Genomic DNA, 23627 nt, shown 5'->3' with positions numbered 1-23627 from the left:
CACACCTTTGCAATGTCAAGAAATCTCATGACATTATATCACGTTTTTTGACGAATGCTAAGAAAAAAACGAGGAGAAACTTCCGCTAGAATTGACAATTTCAGGGCACGATACAAACATCAAAAAAAGGGAGTGACACAGAATGGAGGCGGTTTCACCAATAAGGCGGTTTACGGTCGATGGAGTCAATGTATACTACGAACATTATCAAAATCCGGGCAGGCAAACGCTGGTCTGTGTACACGGTTTTTTGTCGTCTGCCTTCAGCTTCAGAAAAGTAATCCCTCTCCTTCGGGACAAGTACGACATCATCGCGCTTGATTTGCCTCCTTTCGGCCAATCTGAAAAATCAAGAACGTTTATCTATACCTATCAAAACCTCGCAAAGCTTGTCATTGGGATTTTGGAGCACTTGCAAGTGAAACAGGCTGTGCTTATCGGACATTCTATGGGCGGGCAAATTTCATTGTCTGCTGCTCTCCAAAAACCGGAGCTTTTTTCAAAGGTTGTGCTGCTGTGCAGTTCAGGATATTTAAAACGCTCACACCCGACGATCATTTTCGGAACCCATATCCCGTATTTTCATTTATATATCAAGCGCTGGCTCTCGAAAGAAGGCGTGATGAAAAATTTATTAAATGTTGTGCATGACAAATCGCTGATTGATGAGGAAATGATTGACGGCTATGGTAGACCGTTTCAGGACGAGCAGATTTTCAAAGCCATGACAAGGTTTATCCGCCATAGAGAAGGCGATTTAGAACCCGAACAATTGAAGAGAATGAACAAGCCTGCATTATTGATTTGGGGCGAGGAGGATCGAATTGTCCCAATGGAGATCGGTAAACGGCTGCACGCGGATTTGCCTAATTCCGTACTATACTCATTTAGCCAAACCGGACATCTGGTGCCTGAAGAACGGCCTGAACTTGTTTCCGAACACATTGCTGATTTTATCAAATAGAAAAAAAACCGGTGCTGAACCGGTTTTTTAAAATGTGCAAGAGCTGCTGTTTTTAATGTATAAAAGCTGGCCAGCCACTTCCCGGCAGTTGTCGATCGGCAGCGTTTGTTCAAAAGAAGTTTCAAATATATGCTGAATGCTTTTCGCCAGCACGGCGGGATCGTCTTCATCATAGACCGCCTGCACGACATCAACAGCCTCCGTTTCGTAAAACTCTTCACCATATTTAAACGGTTCCCATTTGGCAATGACCTTGATCATTTCCCCTACCGCTTGACTTTCTTCCATATTCATCACCGCTTATAATAAAATTTGCAGTTCCATTTTATCATAGTGAAGCTTAGAAGAATAAACATACATGAGGAGGTAACAGAATGAACTTTGATAAACGAGAAGAACGCCTTGGCACCCAATCGGTCAAATGGGACAAAACAGGCGAATTATTCGGCGTGACAGACGCACTCCCGATGTGGGTGGCAGATATGGATTTTCGCGCGCCGGAAGCGATAACTGAAGCATTAAAAGAGCGCCTTGACCACGGAATTTTCGGTTATACAGCTCCGGATCAAAAAACGAAGGAAGCTGTTTGCGGATGGATGCAGAACAGGCACGGCTGGAAGGTGAATCCGGAAAGCATCACATTCAGCCCGGGTATTGTAACGGCTTTGAGCATGGCGGTACAAGCTTTCACGGAGCCTGGCGATCAAGTAGTTGTACAGCCTCCAGTTTATACGCCTTTTTACCATATGGTTGAGAAAAACGGCCGGCACATTTTACATAATCCTTTGCTAGAAAGAGACGGCTCATATGCAATGGATTTTGAAGATTTGGAAACGAAGCTTAGTGACCCAAGCGTTACATTGTTTATTTTATGCAATCCTCATAACCCTTCTGGTCGTTCATGGGGCCGTGAAGATTTGCTGAAGCTTGGCGAATTGTGTCTTGAGCATGGCGTCACAGTTGTATCCGATGAAATCCATTCCGATTTAATGCTGTACGGACACAAACACACGCCGTTCGCTTCGCTCTCTGACGATTTCGCTGATATTTCCGTGACATGTGTTGCGCCAAGCAAAACATTCAATATCGCCGGATTGCAGGCTTCGGCAATCATGATTCCCGATCGCCTGAAGCGCGCCAAGTTTTCTGCAAGCCTGCAGCGCAATGGTTTAGGCGGATTGAACGCGTTTGCCGTCACAGCAATCGAAGCCGCATACTCAAAAGGCGGACCGTGGCTTGATGAATTGATCTCTTACCTTGAGAAAAACATGAACGAAGCGGAAGCCTTCTTGAGCACCGAGCTGCCGAAAGTCAAAATGATGAAGCCGGATGCATCCTACCTGATCTGGCTCGATTTCAGCGCTTACGGCTTGTCCGACGCGGAGCTTCAGCAAAGGATGCTGAAAAAGGGAAAAATCATTTTAGAGCCCGGGACGAAATACGGACCTGGCGGAGAAGGATTTATGCGCCTGAACGCGGGATGTTCTCTCGCAACCCTGCAGGACGGCCTGCGCCGCATCAAAACCGCATTATCGTAAATATAGCTCTTAAACGCCTTTACGTCTTCATTCGTAAAGGCGTTCTTAATAAAGGAATTTTATATTTTACTTCTAATATTTAGTGTTATAATAGATTCATATTTTATACGAAAGGATTTCACACGAATGGAAATTCTAAAAGACTATCTCCTGCATATCTGCTTTATTTTGTTTCCTATTCTTCTTTACCAAGTGTTTTGGCTTGGAAAACCTGCGATTCTTGTGCCAAAAATAAACAGCGGTTTGGTCACGCTCTTCGCCTGCGGCGCCTCCGTTTTATGCATTATTTTCCCGATTCATGAAATGGACTACATACAATACGGCCTTCAGATGATTCCCGTTATCATTTGTTTATTTTACATTAGTACCGCTTCCGGACTCACAGTCGCCGCATCTGTCCTATGTTTTGAACTGCTTTTTTACGAACCTTCCGCAATGTTTGTTTTCACTTTGCTGCCTTTTCTTATCATTATCCCAATCTTATTTCAGAAAAAATGGCCATTTATGTCCAAAGCGAAAAAACTGCTGCTGTCTTTATTGATCAGCTGCTTGGAGATTTTCCTATTTTTCGCCTCCAGCTGGATTCTTTCCGCCTTGAATATTTTAAATTTTCAAAATTCAGGGATTTTCGTTTGCGAGGCGGCAGTTTCAGGGCTTTTCCGCTCCAGTGTTCTTCTATTAAGCATCTATATTATCGAAAGCATCGCCGAAAATATCGCCTTGCGTTCACAGCTTATCCATTCTGAAAAAATGACGATTGTGAGCGAACTGGCAGCGAGCGTCGCTCATGAGGTCAGGAATCCGCTGACAGTTGTCCGCGGGTTTGTCCAGCTGCTTTTTAATGACGAAACCCTACAAAACAAGTCGAGTGCGGATTACAAAAAGCTTGTACTGTCAGAGCTTGACCGGGCACAAGGCATTATTACAAACTATCTCGATATGGCGAAACAGCAATTATATGAAAAAGAGGTTTTTGATTTATCTTCCCTTATTAAAGAGACAAGCAACCTTATGGTGTCGTATGCCAATTACAAGTCAGTAACCGTCGAGGCTGAAACAGAACCGGACCTTTTGATATACGGGGACGCAACAAAGCTGAAGCAAGCTGTCATCAACCTGATGAAAAACAGTATTGAAGCGGTTCCTCACGGGAAGGGGATGATCCGCATATCAGCCAAGAGAAACGGCCATACGATCATGATTAACATCACAGACAATGGGGTCGGGATGACAGACCATCAAATGCAAAAACTCGGCGAACCTTATTATTCCTTAAAAACGAACGGAACGGGACTCGGTCTTACCGTAACCTTTTCCATTATTGAACATCATCACGGAACCATTTCATTTAACAGCAGCTTCCAAAAAGGCACTACGGTGACAATTAAGCTTCCCGCTGATCTTCCTCACTAGCAAATCGCTTGGAACTTTAATAGAATAAATGCGAGGTGATGACAGATGAGCGCGTTTAAGACAGGCTCTATTGTTAAAGGATTTTACAAAACAGGTGTATACATAGGAGAAATCACGGCTTGCAGGCCGCAGCATTATTTAGTGAAAGTGAAAGCGGTTCTTACCCATCCCGCACAAGGAGACCTTCATCATCCAAAACAGGCGGATGTGCCGTTTTTTCATGAGAGAAAAGCGCTCGCATATGGTGAACAGACAAATATCCCCCACCATATGGTGAAGCCTTATGACGGTGAAGTGCCGGATTATACCGAATCTCTGCGGGAGGCGACAGCACAGCTAAGAGCCAAATTGAATGAGGATGGTTCGGAGTGGGCAAAGCGCTCCCTTCATCATCTTGACATTTTGGAAAAAGAATATTTCAATCGGCCATAACCCAGTCTGACAAAAGATTGGGTTTTTTACGTCGCACGCTTGAACAGTTCGGTTAAATCGATTCTTTCGCCGATTGTGGGCGGTTTTGGCTTTTCGAGATACTGCTTATCCTGCTCAACAAGCTTAAACAGTTTATATGCTGTGAGAGCATCATCAAGCGCTTTATGATGGGTGCCGGTTCCGGAATCTCCATACTCTTCAGCAGCTTTCCATAAACCCGTCAATGTCCGGTCTCCAAAAAAGTTTTTGTATTCAAGCGATAAATCTCTCATTTCTCCCTTAAACGGGAAAGGGATATGGTTAAACATACAGTTTTGCTTCAGCACTTTCATATCCATATTTCCCCACGTAATAATTGTGCTGTTTTTCTCAGGATCAAGCTCGTTTAGTTTACGGATGAGATCCTCGAATCTTATTCCTTCGTCTACCTGTTTTTGGGTGATTTTCAAAAATGTCTTGCAGCGTTTCGTAAGCTTCGGGAACTTTTTCGGTCTTACATAGCTAGAAAACGTCTCAACTACTTCATCATCAATCGACTTTACAATTCCGGCTTCAATGATTTCCGGGAAGAAGTTTTGCGGACTGTACTTTCCGTCAGGCATTGTAAATTCGAAATCAATAATGAGTAAGCTGTTTGTTGTCACCTTTTTACACCTGCCTTTCCTCCGATCAGAAAATGCTATCTTTATAGTATATCAATTCCCCTTCTCGACATTTCTTCATTTTCTAAAAATGATGAATTTTCCCAGCCGCTTTGTTTCTTTTAAAATATGAATCGTTTCTTTATAATTAGTAAGGAACCCGAAATAATAAGAAGGTGATGTTATTTCTACCCGCAAGAAAAACTTTGTCATTGTGTGGCTGGCGAACTTTTTTGTTTCCGCTAGCACTACGATGATCGTTCCTTTTCTCTCCTTATACATTGAGACGCTCAGCTCTTTTTCAAACGGCTTTGTGCAAAGATGGAGCGGCTATGTGTTCGGCATTACATTTCTCATGGCGTTTGTGGTATCCCCGTTTTGGGGACGGTTCGGAGACAAACGCGGATACAAGAAAATCCTTATGGCAACCGGAACAGGCATTGCCCTCAGCATTTTCTTAATGGGCTTTGTTACATCGGTGTACCAATTGTTTTTTCTGCGTATGGCAATGGGTCTTGTAACCGGATTCATCCCGACTTCTCTTGCGATGATTTCGGCACAGACTCCGAAGAACTCAGCCGGCAAAACACTTGGCACGCTGCAAATGGGGCAAGTGTCCGGAAGCTTGTTCGGCCCGCTGTTGGGAGGTATGCTGGCTGATCGTTTCGGCTTTACGTATACCTTTTTTATCACATCCTTTGTGATTTTCTCGTCTGTTCTTCTCGTATTATTTGGTGTCAAAGAAAAACCTCTTGCAGAGAAAACAGCCAAACGTACGTCTTACTCGAGAAAAGAAGTGCTCTCCTATATTTTTCACCAGCCGGCGCTGTGGGTCATGATGCTGTTAACCATGCTGATCCAAACAGGCAATTTCAGTATCCAGCCGCTGCTCGCTTTATATGTAAATGAGCTGCACGGACCTGTCAATCTAGCCTTTTTCTCCGGCATGGCATTTTCAGCAACGGGACTCGGAAGTTTGCTGCTGGCTAGAAAATGGGGTGATCTGGGCGACCGCTACGGCCACCGCCGCATTTTAATCGGACTCTTGCTCGCCGCTTCTTTCTTTTTTATTCCGCAGGCGCTCGCGTCCTCACTCAACGTTCTCCTCGTTTTCAGATTTTTGTTTGGAATGGCAATGGGCGGTTTACTGCCATGCATCACGGCAGCGATCCGCGTTCAGGCTCCCGGCAGCATTCAAGGAGAGGTTCTCGGCTACAATGTCAGCTTTCGCTTTTTAGGAAACGTGCTCGGGCCTCTTCTCGGCGGAATCATATCGAGCCATTTTACGATTTCGGCCACCTTTTATGTCACAGCGTTTCTCTTTTTCGCCGGCGCCTGTATGCTTTGGATCATGCCGAAACTCCAGAAGGATTCCTATGCCAAAGCAAGCTGAATCCGATAAAAAACTGAGGAATCTTCTAAATTTAACCTTCTCGTAATCTCAAAAGAATGGTACGATATGGCTAGAATTTAGGAGAAAAGAGAGTGACCATGTTACGAAAAATAATCGGATGGATTTTGCTCCTTTGCATAATCCCATTGTTTGCATTTACAGTTATCGCTTCCGGAAAAGAAGTCAAACAAATGAAGTCCCTGGATCAGGTGCTTGATAAAAATATTAATCTGAAAGAGATCAGCCTTGTTCAGAACAGCTACATGTATGACAGGGACGGCTCCCTTGTCTCGGAAATCGTCAGCGACCACGAAAACCGCGTGCTCGTTCCATTTGACAAGATTCCCGAGGAAGTCAAACAGATTTTCTTAACATCTGAGGACCGCCATTTTTACGAGCATAAAGGCTTTGACTTTATGGGAATGGTGCGGGCAACTGCTTCTAACGTAAAAGACAAGAAAATTGACCAGGGCGCCAGCACCATCACACAGCAGCTTTCAAGAAACTTGTATTTGAGCCACGAACGCTCCTTCAGCCGCAAGCTGACAGAGCTCGCGTATTCCTATCAGCTTGAGAAAAAGTATACGAAAAATGAAATTCTTGAAGCTTACTTAAACACTATTTATTTCAACAATGGTGTTTACGGCGTCGGTTCAGCGGCTCAATTCTATTTCAGCAAACCGTTGAAATCTCTCACAGTGGGAGAAATGGCTTTTATCTGTGCTATACCTAATAACCCTACATTATATGATCCTCTTAAGCATTTTGACTACACGAAAAGCCGTCAAGAACGTTTGCTTAAAGGGCTAAAAGATGCCGGGGTCATTACAGACAAAGAGCTGAAAAAAGCCGTAAAACAAAAAATCAAACTGGATGTTGAAAAAAGAGAAGACAAATATCCTGACTACGTTTCCTACGTCAACGATGAATTCACTCAGCTGGTGTCTGAATCAGAAGGCTTTGATAAACGCCTTCAAAAAGCGTCAGGAAAACAAAAAGAAAAAATTGAGAATGAGCTGTCCGCAAGAGTCAGCACTCTGATGAAAGACGGCGTGAAAATTTATACCGCACTTAATCCGTACATGCAAAATCAAGTTGTGGCACAAATGAATTCCAAGCTCCCGTATGCGGGCGTGCAGGGCGGAGCGGCTGTGATTAATCACCAGACGCATCAAATCATTGCTCTGTCCGGCGGGAAAAACTATCAAAAATATGATTTTAACCGTGCCTACCAAGCATACAGACAGCCGGGTTCATCCATTAAGCCGCTTCTTGATTACGGCCCTTATATTGAACAGACCGGCGCGACAGCAAGCAGCACCATTGATGCCAGCAAGTTTTGCAGCAAAGATTACTGTCCGCAAAACTACAATAACCGCACATACGGCACAGTTACGCTTGATACGGCGTTTAAAAATTCTTATAATACACCAGCCATTAGAATGCTCGACCGCGTCGGCATCCAAAAGGCATTCAGTTATATTGAGCCGTATCATTTTGCCAAACTTGTCGACAGCGATTATCTTCTTCCTGCGGCGCTTGGCGGATTTACAAACGGCATGACGCCTCTTGAGATGACAAAGGCTTATACGACATTTGGCAACAGCGGAAGCTATACGCCGAGCCATGCGATTACAAAGGTGACAGACCTTAAAGGAAAAACGCTTTATAAATGGAATGATAAAGCGACTCAAATATTCAGCGTCCGCACGAACATGCAGCTGAAAAAACTGATGTCTTCCGTTGTGAAAAGCGGAACAGGGAAAAAAGCATATTTCAATGCGCCTTACATCGGCGGTAAAACCGGAACGTCAAATGATTATCACGATATGTGGTTTGTCGGCCTGACAGATACTTATACAATGGGGGTTTGGGTCGGAAAGGATACACCGACCAGCGTTGAATATCTTCACAGCATCAGCCCTCAGCTTTCCATCTGGAAAGGAACGCTGCAAGCGGCTTATTAAAGGATCGGAGGGGATCTGAGGTGACTACAGAACAAATTCCAAATCGCGTTTTGCTGTTCGACGGCGTCTGCAATTTATGCAATGGCGCCGTGCAATTTATCATTAAACGTGATCCGGACGGATTGATTTCTTTCACTTCGCTGCAGTCGGAAACAGGACAAAGCCTGCTGAAAAAAAGCGGGCTTCCGACAGATCGGTTTGACAGCTTTGTCTTTATTGAAGACGGCCAAGTGTACACAAAGTCAACTGCAGCCATTAAGGTTTTCAGGCACCTGCGAGGCCCATGGCGGCTCTTCGTCCTGTTTTTCGCAGTGCCGAAGCCTGTCAGAGATATGGTCTATTCTTTCATTGCCAAAAACCGCTATAAGTGGTTTGGCAAAAAAAATGAATGTATGCTCCCCTCCCCTTCAATTAAAAAAAGATTTTTACCGTAAATAAAAAAATGGCTAGGAAGCTAGCCATCACAGATTGTCGACAAAATCCTAAAACGGCTTCGTTTTAGGATTTTGTCATCTTATCAGCGTAATTGAAAACCTTTGAAGTCTAGGAAAAGCGAGCATCGGAGCAGATATTCACAGGATGTGATGATTGCGGATTCCAGCCGCCGTTTCATTGCGTATAGAGCACGAAGCGCAAATCTGAACACGAATGAAAGGGTTTGCCGATACGCTGAAATGGCTAGCTTACACAGGTAAGCTAGCCATTATGCTATTATAAAGCTTGATAAATATGAACAGAATACCGATAACAAAGGTAAACCAAAACAGCAGTTCCAATAGAATAAATCCGACTAATGACATGAGAGAAAGCGTCGAATAAATCCGGTATACGGTAAACACAAAGTAAGCGAGTGTGACGACCGCAAACCAGATTACAATCCATATGACATTTTGCAAGAGCACAAAGGATAAAATCCCGCCGCCCAAATAAATCATGGAACCCATTCTGAGTTTTTTCAGGTTGTTCCCTTCCGGATCATTAGCAAAAAACAGCAATGATAGCTCAGTCACGGTATTTGCTATCAATTTCAGAGCGGACAGAACCATAAAATATAAAAGTGCAAAGGCAGCAAATAACGCAAGCCTGATCCCTTTCTCTGAAAAATAATCGAGCATTCCATCGTACATTCCAAATGAAGACAGCATCTTCAACGCATAAAGTGAAGTTGAGATGGATAAGGACGAACTAAAAAGCAGGATCGCAATCAGCGGAAAATATCCTGTCAAATAAGTATTTTTCATATAAAAAAGTCCCTTTCTATAATCTACCTCATTTATTATGGAGGACTTAAAACACATTGACAAGATAAATTATTCCATTTTTTCTCCTTTTTACGAATTACGGTCCCAAATCTTCACAAAGCAGCATTTTGAGAGTAAAGTAGTACGCAGGAATCATAAAACGTAAGGAAGTTTTATATGAAAAAAACATTAAAACTGCAAACCAGACTCACCATATTTGTTTGTATCGTTGTATTAATCGCATTGCTCATTACATTTTTTACAGTCGGTGCCCAAACGACCAAACGGATTAGAGACCAGGAAAAGGCCACTGCGCTGCAGACTGCTGAAATGGTTGCAGAAGCGCCGATGACAGCCGCTGCTTTAGAAAGCGGAAAAAAACAAAAGGAACTGCAGAGCTACACAAAGCGGGTTCAGAAAATCACCGGCACGGAATTTGTTGTCGTCATGGATATGAACGGTATTCGCAAAACCCATCCTAACCCGAACAAAATCGGAAAAAAATTCAGGGGCGGTGATGAATCAGAGGTATTAAAAGGGCATGTCCATATCAGCACAGCCTCTGGCACGCTCGGGAAATCGCAGAGAGCGTTCGTCCCTGTCTACGCCGAGAATGGAAAGCAGGTCGGTGCAGTCGCGGTCGGCATCACCGTAAATGAAATTGATGAAGTGATCAGCCATAGCTTACGGCCGCTTTACTTTATTATCTGCGTCAGCATCTTCGTCGGTGTAATCGGAGCTGTTATCGTCGCCCGTACGGTAAAAAATATCATGTACGGACTTGAACCTTATGAAATTGCGACTCTCCTTGAAGAACGGAGCGCGATGCTGGAATCGACGAAGGAAGGAATACTTGCTGTCGATGAACACGGCAAAATCAAACTTGCCAACGCGGAAGCAAAGCGCCTATTTGTCAAAATGGGCATCAACACAAATCCCATTGATCAGGATGTAGATGACATATTGCCGAAAAGCCGCTTGAAAAAGGTTATTGAGACAAAAAAAACTCTTCAAGACAGAGACGTCCGCATTAACGGGCTGGAGCTTGTGTTTAATGAAGTTCCTATCCAGCTGAAAGGACAAACTGTCGGAGCGATTGCGACGTTCCGGGACAAGACCGAGGTAAAACATTTAGCTGAACAGCTTTCCGGTGTTAAAATGTATGCAAACGCACTGAGAGCGCAGTCTCATGAATTTATGAACAAACTGCATGTGATATTAGGGCTCGTCCAGCTGAAAGAGTATGACGATCTTGGAGATTATATTAAAGATATTGCCATTCAGCAAAAATCAGAAACAAGTGAAATTATAAATGATGTCAAAAGCTCTGTACTGGCCGGTTTTCTGCTCGGAAAGCAAAGCTTCATACGTGAGCAGGGCGCAAATCTTGATATTGAATGCAACGGTGTCATCCCGAACGCGGCAGACCCATCTGTCATCCATGAACTCATTACAATCATCGGAAATCTCATCAACAATGGCCTGGACGCCGTTGCCGATATGCCGAAAAAACAAATCACCATGTCCATGCGCTTTCATAACTGCATACTGGACATTGAAATTACCGATACTGGAGCAGGCATGTCAGAAGAAGACCAAGCCAAAGTATTTGAACAAGGCTATTCAACAAAGGGCAAAAACCGGGGATTCGGCCTTTATTTCACACAGCAAAGCATCGAAAATTTAAAGGGCCAAATGATCCTCACAAGCGAAAAGAATGAAGGAACGACATTCAGTATTCGCATCCCGTACGAACCGAAGGAGGAAAATCATGATTAATGTACTAATAGTTGAAGATGACCCCATGGTGGGTGAATTAAATAAACGATACTTAAGCCAAATAGATGGCTTTCAGCTGAAAGGCATCGCTTCTTCCTTTCAAAGCGCTCTGCATATTTTAGGCGAGCATCATATCGACCTCATTTTGCTTGATATTTATATGCCGGGGAAAAACGGGCTGGAACTGCTGACGGAATTGAGAGCCCAAAATGAAGCGGTTGATGTGATTGTCATCTCAGCGGCCAGCGAGCTTGACGTGATCAAAAAAACACTTCGTTACGGAGCTGTCGATTATTTAATCAAACCGTTTGAATTTGAACGTTTCCAAACAGCTCTGTCTGATTACAGACGAAAACAAAAGGTGTATTCAACCCATCGCAACATGAGTCAAAAAGAACTGGACGCCGAGCTTTTTCAAAAGAAAGAAGCAACAGAAAAAGTACAGCTTCCTAAAGGCCTGACAAAAAGCACGCTGAAGCTGATCTGGTCCAGTATCCAGTCATTTGAAAATGAATCTTTTACGACAGAAGACTTAGCAAAGCACACAGAAATCTCTCAAGTATCCATACGAAAATACTTAAAATTTCTTGAAGATATACAGGTTCTAAATGTAGAAATGGCGTACGGAACGATCGGAAGACCAGTGTTTCAGTACAACGTCAACACCGGTAACCTTAACGGAATAAAGCAATATCTATAAGAAAACGCACTGCTTGCTTCGAGCAGTGCGTTTTTTCCGTCATATCTCTTGCCAAGATGCTTGATTCTATTGGTGAAAAGCATACAAAAACTCTGTTACATATTCGGAATTCTATTTATTTCGTCTCGGTGGCGGCGTATATGCCTCCACGATTGCGCTTGATTTCACGCACTCTACCATCTCCGGGCAAGGCTTTATCGCCCTGGCAGCTCTTGTATTTGGAAAATGGCATCCGATTGGAGCACTGGGGGCCGCCCTGTTTTTCGGATTCGCCCTCATCGGATCGCTGCTCCCTCTCTTTAAAGACATACCAAATGTGTATATGCTGATGGCCCCTTACAATCCTCGCTTTAACAGGCTTTATCGTGCGGGCAGATGCGCCAAAGGCCAATGGTGTGCCTTATATTAAAGGAAAAAGATAAAACATTCTCCCCTGGGAAGACGCTTCTCAGGTTTTTTTCTAATTCAAAAGACCCTCTTAATTTAATTGTTTATTGGTTTTTTAACTTAAAAAAATATGAAGTGTTAACGCTTTCTTGTAGACTGTAACAAACAATACATGGGGGTGTATGACATGGGAGCAATTCCAAAAACGGGGACAATTTCACCTGAGCAAAAAGACCCACAGGGGAAAAACCTGTTTCAAAAAATCTGGTCTTGGGAAATCGGTGTGATTCCTCTGCCATTATACACAGTATTAGCTGTTATTATTATTCTTGCAGCCTATTACAATGAGCTGCCGGCAAATATGCTTGGCGGGTTTGCCATCATCATGATTCTTGGTGTATTTCTTGGAGACATAGGCCAACGTATACCGATATTGAAGGATATTGGCGGCCCTGCTATTTTATCTTTATTTGTTCCTTCATTTTTAGTCTTTTACAATGTACTGAATTCAACATCTTTAGACGCTGTAACCAACTTGATGAAAACGTCTAATTTCCTTTATTTCTATATCGCTTGCCTTGTAGTGGGAAGTATCCTCGGTATGAACCGAATTGTTTTAATACAGGGGTTTATCAGAATGTTCGTTCCACTGGTTGCAGGAACGATCGCGGCCGTTGCAGCCGGCATTCTTGTCGGATTTATTTTTGGCTACAGTGCTTATGATTCCTTTTTCTTTGTGGTTGTCCCGATTATTGCCGGGGGAATAGGTGAAGGGATTTTGCCGCTTTCAATCGCCTATTCACAAATACTGGGCTCATCCGCTGATGTGTTTGTGTCTCAGCTGGTCCCAGCCGCTATTATAGGAAACGTTTTTGCTATCATATGTGCAGCCTTAATGAAAAAGCTTGGCGATAAGCGTCCAGATCTTAATGGGAACGGACGCCTCGTAAAATCTAAAAAAGCAAATGAGATTTTTAATCAAAAAGAAGCCGAAGCAAAAATTGATTTCAAACTCATGGGAGCCGGAGTTCTGCTCGCGTGTACATTCTTTATTTTTGGCGGGTTATTGGAGAAATTCATCTTCATCCCAGGCGCGATCTTAATGATTATTTCAGCTGCGGCTGTCAAGTATGCGAATATTCTTCCGAAAAAAATGGAAGAAGGCGCTTACCAGCTTTATAAGTTTATTTCTTCAAGCTTTACATGGCCGCTCATGGTCGGTCTCGGCATCCTCTTTATTCCGTTGGATGACGTGGCGTCTGTGATTTCTATTCCGTTTGTCATCATTTGTATTTCAGTTGTAATCGCGATGATTAGTTCTGGATATTTTGTTGGCAAGCTGATGAACATGTACCCGGTTGAATCCGCAATCGTTACCTGCTGCCACAGCGGTCTCGGCGGAACGGGTGATGTTGCCATTTTATCAGCATCAGGAAGAATGGGCCTTATGCCGTTTGCCCAAATTTCAACCCGTCTCGGCGGTGCAGGCACAGTGATTTGCGCGACAGTTCTGCTTCGTTTTTTCACTTCATAAACAGAGAGAGTTCCGTTTTATGCGGAACTCTTTTTTATCTATTCACAATCCGAATATACTCTCGCGGACCAAACGGCAGATCCTTTGATTCCGTCTCACTCATTCTGGCTGATAGGTGATGCTCCAGTAAATACAGTTCCCACTCATCACTAGCAGCCACATCACTGCGTCCGTCATATTGATTCAACATGAATGTCCCTGCAAATACTGAGCAGAATAAACCTGAGCACATCACTATTTTTGTTTTCACATGACCAGCTCCTTACATTCAGCTTGATCAGGAATGATTTTAAATATACAAATAACCTCTTTTTTGTTAGACTTATTTTGAGGTCAAAAGAACTCATAAAAATCAATTGCAGCAGTTCGAAGCGTGGCAGCTTGCAGAAAAGTGCGATATAATTTGGACTAGGTCGTTTGACCGTATATTTCATACATAGCGCATTTTTCAATTGAGAACGAGAAAAAGGAGGTCTTATCTTTGCAGCTCTTACATTTTGCTATTTTATCGCCTTTTTTATTTGCTTTTATCATTCCATTCTTGGCAAAATACGCAAAAAGAGTACATACGGGCTGGTTTGTGTTAGTCCTGCCCGTCTTGCTGTTTATATACTTTTTCCCCATGATCAGGATGACACAATCTGGAGAAACACTTCGGTCGGTATTAGAGTGGATTCCTTCACTCGGCATTAATTTTACCGTTTATATAGACGGCCTCGGGTTATTATTCGCCTTGCTGATCACAGGCATCGGCTCTTTGGTCACTCTTTACAGTATTTTTTATTTATCGAAGGAAAAAGAACAGCTTGGACCCTTTTATGTCTACTTATTGATGTTCATGGGCGCCATGCTCGGCGTTGTTCTTGTAGACAATGTCATGGTCCTCTACATGTTCTGGGAGCTTACAAGCCTTTCATCCTTTTTGCTGATCGGCTATTGGTATAAGCGAGAAAAATCACGCTACGGCGCCGCCAAATCACTTTTGATTACGGTCAGCGGCGGGCTGTGCATGCTTGGCGGATTTATTCTCCTTTATTTGATAACGGATTCCTTCAGTATTCGAGAGATGATTCATCAGGTTCAATTAATTGCCGGCCACGATTTGTTTATCCCGGCTATGATTCTCATTTTATTAGGCGCATTTACGAAATCCGCGCAGTTTCCTTTTTACATCTGGCTCCCTGATGCGATGGAAGCTCCGACGCCTGTCAGCGCTTATCTCCATTCAGCCACTATGGTAAAAGCCGGCATTTATGTAATTGCGAGATTCAGTCCAATTTTCGCCTTTTCAGCCCAGTGGTTTTGGATCGTGTCCCTCGTCGGTCTCTTTACGATGGTTTGGGGCTCATTCCATGCCGTGAGACAAACTGATTTAAAATCGATTTTGGCGTTTTCAACCGTCAGCCAGCTCGGAATGATCATCTCTATGCTTGGAGCCAGCGCTGCAGCCCTTCATTACGGCCATACAGAATATTATACAGTTGCCGCCATGGCTGCCATTTTCCATTTAATCAACCACGCTACCTTTAAAGGAAGCTTGTTTATGGCAGTCGGGATTATCGATCACGAAACAGGCACACGGGATATCCGAAAGCTAGGCGGCCTGATGGCGATTATGCCGATTACGTTTACCATTTCCTTAATCGGAACATTTTCAATGGCCGGACTTCCGCCGTTTAACGGATTCTTGAGTAAAGAAATGTTTTTCACAAGCATGCTTCGCGTATCACATTTTGATCTGTTCAACGTGGAGACATGGGGCATTCTGTTCCCTGTTCTCGCCTGGATCGGAAGTGTATTTACGTTTATCTACAGCATGAAATTGCTGTTTAAAACATTCAGAGGAAATTACCAGCCTGAGCAGCTTGAAAAACCGGCTCACGAAGCGCCTGTCGGCATGCTCGTATCGCCGGTCATTCTTGTCGCTTTGGCTGTCAGTCTCTTCTTTTTCCCAAATATCTTGTCGTACAGCCTGATAGAGCCTGCGATGAACTCAATCTATCCGACACTGCTGGACGGCCATGAGAAATTCCACGTTCACATTTCACAGTGGCATGGGGTTACAACGGAATTGCTCATGACTGCGGGTATTGTTGTGATCGGAACAATCGGTTATTTGTCGCTGAATAAGTGGAAGGGAATCTATAAAGTGTTTCCTTCAAAACTCACACTCAACCGGTTATACGATAAGCTTTTGACTCTGATGGAGAAAGGCTCTTACCGGGTCACAAAACAATATATGACCGGGTTTTTAAGAGATTATTTGCTGTATATCTTCGCTGGTTTCATCATCCTGATAGGCGGAGCTTTTGCCATTAAAGGCGGGTTTTCATTTAAAGCGGAAGGCATGGCTAAAATCGGCGTATACGAAATCATTTTGACGCTTGTCATGATCAGCGCCACAGTGGCGACTGTTTTTGCTAGGTCAAGACTGACGGCGATCATTTCACTTGGTGTTGTCGGTTATACGCTTGCATTGTTTTTTGTCATTTTCAGAGCGCCGGACTTGGCATTGACTCAGCTCGTCATTGAAACGATTTCTGTGGCACTGTTTCTGCTTTGCTTCTATCATTTGCCGAAACTGAGACTGAAAACAAAAACGAGAACGTTCCGGATGACGAATTTTATCATTTCTTTAGGAGTCGGTATTATCGTTACTCTGCTCGGGATCGCATCCTCAAGCCAGCGGACAAAAGACAGCATTGCATCCTTCTTTGTAAAACACAGCCACGATCTCGGCGGAGGGGACAATGTCGTCAATGTCATCCTCGTTGATTTCAGGGGATTTGATACAATGTTTGAAATTACGGTATTAACGATTGCCGCTCTCGGCATTTACAGCATGATTAAAACAAAAGTAAAAGAGGAGGGGAAAAGCGGTGAATGAACAAAAAACAAATGACTTAATTCTTCAGACCGCGACAAAACTTGTATCCTTTATCATTTTGCTTTTCTCTTTCTATTTATTTTTATCAGGGCATAACGCGCCCGGAGGTGGCTTTGTCGGCGGACTGATCACGTCCTCTTCCATCGTTCTATTGCTCCTGGCATATGATTTAAAAACCGTGCGCTCCCTTTTGCCGGTTAATTTCATTTATGTCGCGGGAACCGGCCTTCTGCTCGCTGTATTAACAGGCGTTGGCTCCTTTGTCTTCGGGGCTCCTTTTTTAACCCATACATTCGGATACTTTCAACTGCCGATCCTTGGGAAAACGGAGCTCGCCACGGCGACGATATTTGATTTAGGCGTTTATCTTGTTGTCGTAGGCATTACGATGACCATTATTCAAACGATTGGAGAGGAAGAATAATGGAAATCTTAATGGCTGTATTAGCCGGTATTATTTTTATGGCTGCTACGTATTTGCTGCTGTCTAAAAGCCTGCTTCGCGTCATTATCGGAACAGCACTGTTAAGCCATGGCGTTCATTTAATGCTTTTGACTATGGGAGGATTAAAGAAAGGCGCCGCTCCGATATTGAGCGAGCATGCCAAATCATTTGTCGATCCGCTTCCGCAAGCCTTGATTTTGACGGCAATTGTCATTTCATTTGGCGTTACATCATTCATCCTGGTCATGGCCTTTCGCGCTTATCAGGAACTGAAATCGGACGATATGGATCAAATGAGGGGAAATGATCAACATGAATAATTTTGTTATTTTGCCAATCCTGATCCCGCTTCTGTCGGCCATTCTGCTGATTTTCATGACGAAGAATCTTATGCTCATGCGGATCTTCAGCACTGCGGCATCGGCTATCGGGATTGTGATCAGCGGCATACTCGTACAGACTGTCTTCACAAAAGGTATCCAAACACTTAGCTTAGGCGGCTGGAAAGCGCCGTACGGCATTGTGCTCGTCGCAGACCAATTCGCCAGCCTGCTCGTTCTCACAACAGCGGTCGTCGGTTTATTGGTTGGGCTTTATTCCTTCCGTTCCGTCGGTGAAAAACGTGAGCGTTCCTTTTATTACTCCGGCGTGCAGTTCTTGCTTGCCGGCGTCAGCGGGGCGTTTTTAACAGGCGATTTATTTAATATGTACGTATTTTTTGAGCTTCTGCTTATTGCTTCCTATATGCTGATTGTATTAGGCGGCACAAAAATTCAGCTGCGGGAATCCCTTAAATATATTGTGTTTAATATCGTATCGTCTGCCCTGTTCGTCATAGGTGTCGGGTTTTTATACGCGGTAACAGGTACGTTAAACATGGCGGATCTTAGCGTAAAAATCAGCGAATCAGGACAAACCGGGCTGATCACTGTGATTGGTGTCCTGCTGCTTTTGGTATTTGGCATGAAGGGCGGAATCTTCCCCCTCTACTTTTGGCTTCCAGGCTCTTATTACGCGCCTCCGGCTGCAATCTCCGCATTGTTCGGCGCTTTGCTGACAAAAGTCGGGTTATATGCGATTACGAGGGTTTTCACATTGATTTTTATTCACGATACAGCCTTTACCCATCAGCTGATGATTTGGCTTGCGGCGCTGACTGTGATTTTCGGTGTAATCGGTTCACTCGCTTATTCAAATGTCATGAAAATTGTGATCTATAACATTATTACCGCTGTCGGCGTGATTTTGTTTGGTGTCGCAGTACACACTCCCGCATCCATTCAAGGCGCCATTTACTATCTGATTCACGATATGCTGATTAAGGGCGCTTTGTTTATGCTGGCGGGCACGCTGATTGCATTGACTGGAACTGCGAGCCTTCATAAAATGGGCGGACTGATCAAACGCTATCCTGTTCTTGGATGGATGTTTTTCATTTCCGCTATTTCTCTTGCAGGCATTCCGCCACTAAGCGGATTTGTCGGCAAATTTAAAATCGCGGAGGGCGGCTTCGCAGAAGGTGAATTTACGATTTCCATGCTGATTCTGCTTTCGAGTCTGCTTGTCCTGTACTCTGTGCTGCGGATCTTTATACATGCGTTTTGGGGCGAAGAAAAAGAAACGCCAAAACCAAATCATCGAACAGCTAAAGGACTTCTTTATCCGGCAGCTATTTTTCTCTTGCTGTCTCTTCTCTTCGGATTGGGTACAGAATGGGTGTCGCCTTACGTTGATCAAGCGGCCGAGACGCTGCTGAATCCGGAAAAATATATTGAAGCTGTTCTGAAGGAGTAGATCGCATGGCATTTCAAATTTTATTAAATGTGTTTCTCGCTTTTTGCTGGATGTTCTTAAGCAACAGTCCAAGCGCCGCAGGATTCATTACAGGCTATATTCTGGGAATGCTCTCACTCTTTTTCTTCCGGCGCTTTTTCACTCGCCAGTTTTACCTATGGAAAATGTTTTCTATCATCAAGCTCTGTTTCATTTTTATAAAGGAACTGTACCTTGCCAATGTCAGCGTGATGAAATCCGTTTTATCACCAAAAATGAATATCAGACCGGGCATTTTTGCTTTTAAAACTGAACTGACGAAAGATTGGGAAATCACCCTGCTTTCCCTGCTCATTACATTGACACCGGGAACCTTGGTGATGGATATTTCTGATGACAGAACAATACTTTATATTCATGCAATGGATATCGAGGATGCGGAAAAAGCGATTTTTGATATTCGGGAGTCTTTTGAAAAAGCCATACAGGAGGTGAGCCGCTGATGTTTACGCTGATCCTGCAAATCGCGCTCGGCATTATGGCAGTGTCTACCTTTTTGTATGTCATTCGTGTCATTAAAGGGCCGACTGTGCCCGACCGGGTCGTGGCTCTGGATGCTATCGGCATCAATCTGATCGCGATCACGGCGCTTGTCTCCATTTTGCTGAAAACAAGTGCGTTTTTGGATATTATTTTGCTGCTGGGGATTTTATCGTTTATCGGAACAATCGCATTTTCCAAGTTCCTGGAGAAAGGAGAGATTATCGAAAATGATCGAAACCGCTAAGGTCGTTGTGGCTGTATTCATTTTGCTTGGCGCTCTTGTATGCCTCATTGCATCATTCGGAGTACTTCGCCTTCCTGATGTGTTTACACGCTCTCATGCTGCTTCTAAAGGTTCAACATTGGGTGTCAATATGATTCTGCTCGGTGTCTTCTTCTATTTGTGGTTTGTGTCAGGGGAACTCTCCGCAAAAATCCTGCTTGGGATTCTCTTTATCTTTATTACGTCGCCTATCGGCGGACACTTGATCTGCCGTGCTGCGTATAACTCCGGCGTCAAGCTTGATGAGAGAAGTGTACAGGATGACTATAACGGAATCAGAAACTTTGTGATTAAACGAAAAAAGGATTCTTATTTATAAAAATAAGCAGCCGGACAGGCAGAGTTCCGGCTGTTTTTTTATTTCTTGATGACAGCCAGCGTGCATCTGGATATACAGATCAGCCTCTCTTGCTCGTCATATATGTGAATATGATAGACAATCGTCGTTCTGCCTATATGAACGGGCTCGGCTACCGCCTTTACCGTTCCTTCCTTTACGGATTTTAAATGGTTGGCGTTAATCTCCAAACCAACACAAGCTTGCGTTGTATGATCAATCAGGTTCTGTGCACCTGCGCTCGCCGCGGTTTCCGCCAGGGCTACTGAAGCGCCTCCATGCAAATATCCGAACGGCTGTACCGTCCGATGATCCACCGGCATGACCGCAACGCATCGTTCCGCTGTGTTTTCAACAATCTCAATACCAAGCGCTTCAAGCAATGTATGCTTCGTATCCATCATCTACACCCCCAACACATTTAAAGTACACCGTCTGATTTCGCAATCAAAACCGCTTCCGTCCGGGAACCGACATTCAGCTTATTGAAAATCGATGTCAGGCTGTATTCAATGGACCGCTTGCTTAAGTGAAGGGCATCTGCGATTTCTTGGTTTGTAAATCCTTTTTCAACTTCTTGCAGAATCAGGCATTCTCTAGGTGTGAGCACATCTTGTTCTTTTTGAGAGGAAGGAGCCGGCTTTGTTTTTTGCTGAGTCATCAGCTGTTTAAAGTAAGCAAAATCGACTAAAATTTCTCCGTTGAGTACGTGGTATATGTATTGGGTGATCTTTTCTTTAGATTCCGTTTTGCTGATGGCACCGTGCAGACCCGCACGAATCGCTTCCTCAAAATAATCCTCGACCTCATAACCGGTATACACGATAATTTTACAATGAGGATTCTCTTGTAAAATCTGTTTAGAAAGCTCCATCCCATTGACCTCGCCGCCTAGATTCAGATCCATTAAAATGAGATCGTATGACGAGAAATCATGCTGCTTGATAAACTGTTCGCTCGGTTCAGGACTGAGACAATCAACAGACAAATTCGAATCCGTTTCCAAAATTGTCTTGGTGCCTTCCATGACAGCCGGATGGTCATCAATCACTAGTATCTTTTTCATGTTTTCCTCCCTTTTACTCACTCTTTTCCATTTTATAAAAAAGACTTGGCCTGTGCCAAGTCGTTTCCGTTATAAATCCATTACAATTCGATTTCAATATCAGCCTTAAAGCCCTTTCCTTCACTTGTTTCAATCCGAAGGCGCCCATCTAAAGCCCTGACTCTCTCCTTAATGCCAGAAAGCCCCATGCTCATGGAATGCTCAGTATTCTTTTCCTGATCAAACCCTACGCCATCGTCCTCATAATGAAGAACGATTTTGTTTTGTATACTAATGAGCATAATCAGCACATCTGTGGCTTGAGAGTGCTTAACCGCATTAGACAGAAACTCTTGAATGATCCGGTATAAATTCAGCTGCGAATCCAGATCAAGGGAAGCCGTAAATCTGCCGGTATTTAAACGGATATGAAACGGAACCCGCTCCTGCTGCTGCGCCACCAGCTTCGACAGTGCCTTCACCAATCCAAGATCATACAGAAGCTGCGGCCGCAGCTCATGACACGTCTCCCTCGTCATCGAAATCACATCAGACATCTGCTCATTCATCTGTACAAGCTTGTCCTGTACCTCTTCACGGCACGGATTGTCATCCTTCTTAAAATCACCCAAAAACAGCTCACACTGGCGTTTTAAGGAAATCAAGTCCTGAAGAACCGAATCGTGGAGATCGCGGGCGAGATCGGAGCGTTGTTTTTCTTCAATGGTGTACATGAGTTTTTTGAGCCATACGGGGTTAGCATCTTCCCTTTTTAAAGCTTGTAAATGATCCATGAGTTCTTCAATTTGTACAACATTTTCCATGGATACACTAGTATAAAACGATAATGTTTTCAGCCATGAAATTTCATCTCTTGTCAACCTTGGTGTATTGATGCTAGATAAACAAAGCAACACATAAGAACTCGTACCTTTTTCCCCTACTTTGATCAAAAAGCCTTGGTTAATCTCAATAATCTTCCCTATTTCTTTAGTGACCTTTTCAAATTCTGTTTTATATAGCCTCCAGTTGGGTTCAACACTCTGTTTATCAAAGTATATGATTTCTCTATCAGCACCAACTTCAAAGATGTAGGCTTTACTTACGGGTAGAACTTCTAGTATTGTTGTTTTTAAGTTCTTAAATACTTGATCTAAAGCTGATACACCTTTAATTAGTTGCGTATATTTAAATATACTGTCTTGATAATTATATTTTTCCGAAAATCGTTTTAACCGAAATTTATAGTCCAGTAATTCTTTAATATAAAAGACAGACAGAAAAATTATGAACGTACATAACGTAATTAAGATGATATTAAAATCCGCTCTTTTGCTATCAAATATTATTGACAACCATACTATGCCTATTGTTGGTATGATGGATAATAAACTATAATATCTAATTCTGCCTAGTATAAAGTCTATATCATAAATTTTATTTACAATGAATTGATAAACCAATGCTAATGGGATAATTATTAAGAATGGCGCAGTCACTATTGCTGAATAAATATATTGCCCAAATAAAACTTCCGGCATGATATATAAGACCGTAAAAGGAAAGAAAGCTACCGTATTTGAAATCAATAATACCTTCAACAAATAATAATGATCCTTTTTTCTATAAATTATCCCATAATAGATAATGCAAAAATAAACAACTGTAATCTCTATTAAGAATGTTACTAAATTAATATTACTAATATTCGTAATAATCCCCGAAGGAAGGTATTTCTGGACGAACTCTATTATTACATTGATAATTGGCAACGTGTATAAAATATTCACGATATAACGTGATGAAAATTTGATGCTTAATTCTTTGAAATATTGATATAGAAAATGCAAATACAAGACAGGTACATTTAAAAAGGTAAAAAGATTAATATATCTATTTATTTCATATCCTCTAGTTACGCCTCCAGCACTTAAATATGCTATAGATATAAACAGCAAAAAATTAATCAAAATATAAGCCGAGTACGTATTTTTTACTCGATTGACCCTATAAATATAAAATGCACATAACAGACTCAAAGCAAAAAATATACAAGGGATAATATAAATGAAAAAGCTATAAGAATTATTTAAAGAGATATACTCCGTATTATGTAATTGAATTTCATGATTATCCCTTTTAACTTTTAAATGTTCAGCTTTTGCTAAATAATTTCTTTTAATATTCTCGCTTGTAGGTTTCTTCCCACTTACCTCGAGTATTAAGTCGCCTTCTTTTAAGCCCATATATTTTCCATATGTGGCTTTAGTCATTTTTTCAACTTTTAACTCATGATTGGCTGTTTCAGAAACATAAGTACCAACT

The 23627-nt window shown here is 42.8% G+C and carries 25 protein-coding genes and 1 pseudogene; 18 read left to right on the top strand and 8 right to left on the bottom strand.

The window, feature by feature from the left end:
- Window positions 1–142: 142 nt before the first annotated feature.
- Window positions 143–964, top strand: coding sequence for an alpha/beta fold hydrolase (locus tag BLL41_RS19580; protein WP_040081982.1), 822 nt, complete (start codon window positions 143–145; stop codon window positions 962–964).
- Window positions 965–991: 27 nt separating this feature from the next.
- Here the strand turns inward: BLL41_RS19580 and BLL41_RS19575 are convergent, their stop codons facing one another.
- Window positions 992–1252 (bottom strand): DUF1871 family protein, encoded by a 261-nt coding sequence (locus BLL41_RS19575; protein ID WP_071579125.1) that lies wholly within the window; start codon window positions 1250–1252, stop codon window positions 992–994.
- An 86-nt stretch (window positions 1253–1338) separates the two neighbouring features.
- Here BLL41_RS19575 and patB point away from each other — a divergent pair, with 86 nt between their 5' ends.
- The 3 genes from patB (at window position 1339) to kapB (ending at window position 4347) form a co-directional block, all read left to right on the top strand.
- Complete coding sequence (gene patB / locus BLL41_RS19570) at window positions 1339–2502, top strand: cystathionine beta-lyase PatB (protein ID WP_071579124.1); 1164 nt, start codon at window positions 1339–1341, stop codon at window positions 2500–2502.
- Between the two features lie 126 nt (window positions 2503–2628).
- Window positions 2629–3915, top strand: coding sequence for a sporulation sensor histidine kinase KinB (gene kinB, locus BLL41_RS19565; protein WP_071579123.1), 1287 nt, complete (start codon window positions 2629–2631; stop codon window positions 3913–3915).
- A 45-nt stretch (window positions 3916–3960) separates the two neighbouring features.
- Window positions 3961–4347: a kinase-associated lipoprotein KapB gene (gene kapB, locus BLL41_RS19560; RefSeq protein ID WP_071579122.1), complete on the top strand. Its 387-nt coding sequence runs from the start codon at window positions 3961–3963 to the stop codon at window positions 4345–4347.
- Between the two features lie 26 nt (window positions 4348–4373).
- Here kapB and kapD read toward each other — a convergent pair whose 3' ends face one another.
- Complete coding sequence (kapD, locus tag BLL41_RS19555; protein ID WP_014665171.1) at window positions 4374–4991, bottom strand: 3'-5' exonuclease KapD; 618 nt, start codon at window positions 4989–4991, stop codon at window positions 4374–4376.
- 75 nt (window positions 4992–5066) lie between these two features.
- The gene (locus BLL41_RS23170; protein ID WP_069840233.1) at window positions 5067–5270 is read right to left on the bottom strand and encodes a hypothetical protein; all 204 of its coding nucleotides are present in this window, start codon (window positions 5268–5270) and stop codon (window positions 5067–5069) included.
- Here BLL41_RS23170 and BLL41_RS19545 point away from each other — a divergent pair.
- The 3 genes from BLL41_RS19545 to BLL41_RS19535 all read left to right on the top strand — a co-directional run bounded on the left by BLL41_RS19545 (window position 5173) and on the right by BLL41_RS19535 (window position 8782).
- Window positions 5173–6381, top strand: coding sequence for a multidrug efflux MFS transporter (locus BLL41_RS19545; RefSeq protein ID WP_371261924.1), 1209 nt, complete (start codon window positions 5173–5175; stop codon window positions 6379–6381). The two genes, BLL41_RS23170 and BLL41_RS19545, sit on opposite strands and share 98 nt — an antisense overlap.
- A gap of 92 nt (window positions 6382–6473) precedes the next feature.
- Window positions 6474–8348, top strand: coding sequence for a transglycosylase domain-containing protein (locus tag BLL41_RS19540; RefSeq protein WP_083428081.1), 1875 nt, complete (start codon window positions 6474–6476; stop codon window positions 8346–8348).
- 20 nt (window positions 8349–8368) lie between these two features.
- The gene (locus BLL41_RS19535; protein WP_071579120.1) at window positions 8369–8782 is read left to right on the top strand and encodes a thiol-disulfide oxidoreductase DCC family protein; all 414 of its coding nucleotides are present in this window, start codon (window positions 8369–8371) and stop codon (window positions 8780–8782) included.
- A gap of 249 nt (window positions 8783–9031) precedes the next feature.
- On the opposite strand, the gene BLL41_RS19530 is transcribed toward BLL41_RS19535, so the two are convergent.
- Window positions 9032–9589 carry a YufK family protein gene (locus BLL41_RS19530; RefSeq protein ID WP_003228837.1) on the bottom strand — a complete coding sequence of 186 codons (558 nt, stop codon included), beginning with the start codon at window positions 9587–9589 and terminating at the stop codon, window positions 9032–9034.
- Window positions 9590–9766: 177 nt separating this feature from the next.
- Between BLL41_RS19530 and maeL the strand changes: the two genes are divergently transcribed.
- The 4 genes and pseudogenes from maeL to maeN all read left to right on the top strand — a co-directional run bounded on the left by maeL (window position 9767) and on the right by maeN (window position 13989).
- Window positions 9767–11368 carry a two-component system sensor histidine kinase MaeL gene (gene maeL, locus BLL41_RS19525; protein ID WP_071579119.1) on the top strand — a complete coding sequence of 534 codons (1602 nt, stop codon included), beginning with the start codon at window positions 9767–9769 and terminating at the stop codon, window positions 11366–11368.
- Entirely contained in the window at window positions 11361–12068 is a 708-nt protein-coding gene (maeM, locus tag BLL41_RS19520; protein ID WP_071579118.1) for a two-component system response regulator MaeM, read from the top strand. The genes maeL and maeM overlap by 8 nt, the downstream gene beginning before the upstream one ends.
- 124 nt (window positions 12069–12192) lie before the next feature.
- Window positions 12193–12490: pseudogene (locus BLL41_RS19515) on the top strand (ABC transporter permease); the annotation flags it as partial.
- Between the two features lie 152 nt (window positions 12491–12642).
- Window positions 12643–13989: a sodium/malate symporter MaeN gene (maeN, locus tag BLL41_RS19510; protein WP_071579117.1), complete on the top strand. Its 1347-nt coding sequence runs from the start codon at window positions 12643–12645 to the stop codon at window positions 13987–13989.
- A 34-nt stretch (window positions 13990–14023) separates the two neighbouring features.
- On the opposite strand, the gene BLL41_RS19505 is transcribed toward maeN, so the two are convergent.
- Window positions 14024–14239, bottom strand: a complete 216-nt coding sequence (locus BLL41_RS19505; protein WP_071579116.1) for a hypothetical protein — start codon at window positions 14237–14239, stop codon at window positions 14024–14026.
- A 231-nt stretch (window positions 14240–14470) separates the two neighbouring features.
- On the opposite strand from BLL41_RS19505, the gene BLL41_RS19500 reads away from it, so the two are divergent.
- From BLL41_RS19500 to mnhG, 7 genes are read left to right on the top strand one after another with little or no spacing between them, the layout of a single operon-like run.
- Window positions 14471–16876: a Na+/H+ antiporter subunit A gene (locus BLL41_RS19500; RefSeq protein ID WP_071579115.1), complete on the top strand. Its 2406-nt coding sequence runs from the start codon at window positions 14471–14473 to the stop codon at window positions 16874–16876.
- Window positions 16869–17300, top strand: coding sequence for a Na(+)/H(+) antiporter subunit B (locus BLL41_RS19495; RefSeq protein ID WP_071579114.1), 432 nt, complete (start codon window positions 16869–16871; stop codon window positions 17298–17300). Before BLL41_RS19500 ends, BLL41_RS19495 begins: the two co-directional genes overlap by 8 nt.
- Window positions 17300–17641 (top strand): Na(+)/H(+) antiporter subunit C, encoded by a 342-nt coding sequence (locus tag BLL41_RS19490; RefSeq protein WP_003220730.1) that lies wholly within the window; start codon window positions 17300–17302, stop codon window positions 17639–17641. The genes BLL41_RS19495 and BLL41_RS19490 overlap by 1 nt, the downstream gene beginning before the upstream one ends.
- Window positions 17634–19115, top strand: coding sequence for a Na+/H+ antiporter subunit D (locus BLL41_RS19485; protein ID WP_071579113.1), 1482 nt, complete (start codon window positions 17634–17636; stop codon window positions 19113–19115). Before BLL41_RS19490 ends, BLL41_RS19485 begins: the two co-directional genes overlap by 8 nt.
- 5 nt (window positions 19116–19120) lie before the next feature.
- Window positions 19121–19597, top strand: a complete 477-nt coding sequence (locus BLL41_RS19480) for a Na+/H+ antiporter subunit E (RefSeq protein ID WP_014665187.1) — start codon at window positions 19121–19123, stop codon at window positions 19595–19597.
- Window positions 19597–19881, top strand: a complete 285-nt coding sequence (locus BLL41_RS19475) for a Na(+)/H(+) antiporter subunit F1 (RefSeq protein WP_003228814.1) — start codon at window positions 19597–19599, stop codon at window positions 19879–19881. Before BLL41_RS19480 ends, BLL41_RS19475 begins: the two co-directional genes overlap by 1 nt.
- Window positions 19865–20239: a monovalent cation/H(+) antiporter subunit G gene (gene mnhG / locus BLL41_RS19470; protein ID WP_014665188.1), complete on the top strand. Its 375-nt coding sequence runs from the start codon at window positions 19865–19867 to the stop codon at window positions 20237–20239. Before BLL41_RS19475 ends, mnhG begins: the two co-directional genes overlap by 17 nt.
- Before the next feature lie 38 nt (window positions 20240–20277).
- On the opposite strand, the gene BLL41_RS19465 is transcribed toward mnhG, so the two are convergent.
- The 3 genes from BLL41_RS19465 to BLL41_RS19455 all read right to left on the bottom strand — a co-directional run.
- On the bottom strand, window positions 20278–20658 hold the full coding sequence (locus BLL41_RS19465) for a hotdog fold thioesterase (protein ID WP_071579112.1): 381 nt from the start codon (window positions 20656–20658) through the stop codon (window positions 20278–20280).
- Between the two features lie 20 nt (window positions 20659–20678).
- Window positions 20679–21323: a two-component system response regulator ComA gene (comA, locus tag BLL41_RS19460; protein WP_003220716.1), complete on the bottom strand. Its 645-nt coding sequence runs from the start codon at window positions 21321–21323 to the stop codon at window positions 20679–20681.
- A gap of 80 nt (window positions 21324–21403) precedes the next feature.
- Window positions 21404–23627, bottom strand: a 2224-nt coding sequence (locus tag BLL41_RS19455; RefSeq protein ID WP_071579111.1) for a sensor histidine kinase, incomplete at its 5' end; no start/stop codon positions are given.

It is taken from the genome of Bacillus sp. FMQ74 (genome assembly GCF_001875785.1).
GTDB lineage: Bacteria > Bacillota > Bacilli > Bacillales > Bacillaceae > Bacillus > Bacillus stercoris.
Note: the sequence above shows the minus strand (reverse complement) of the source record. Positions and strands in the feature narration are given on the sequence as shown.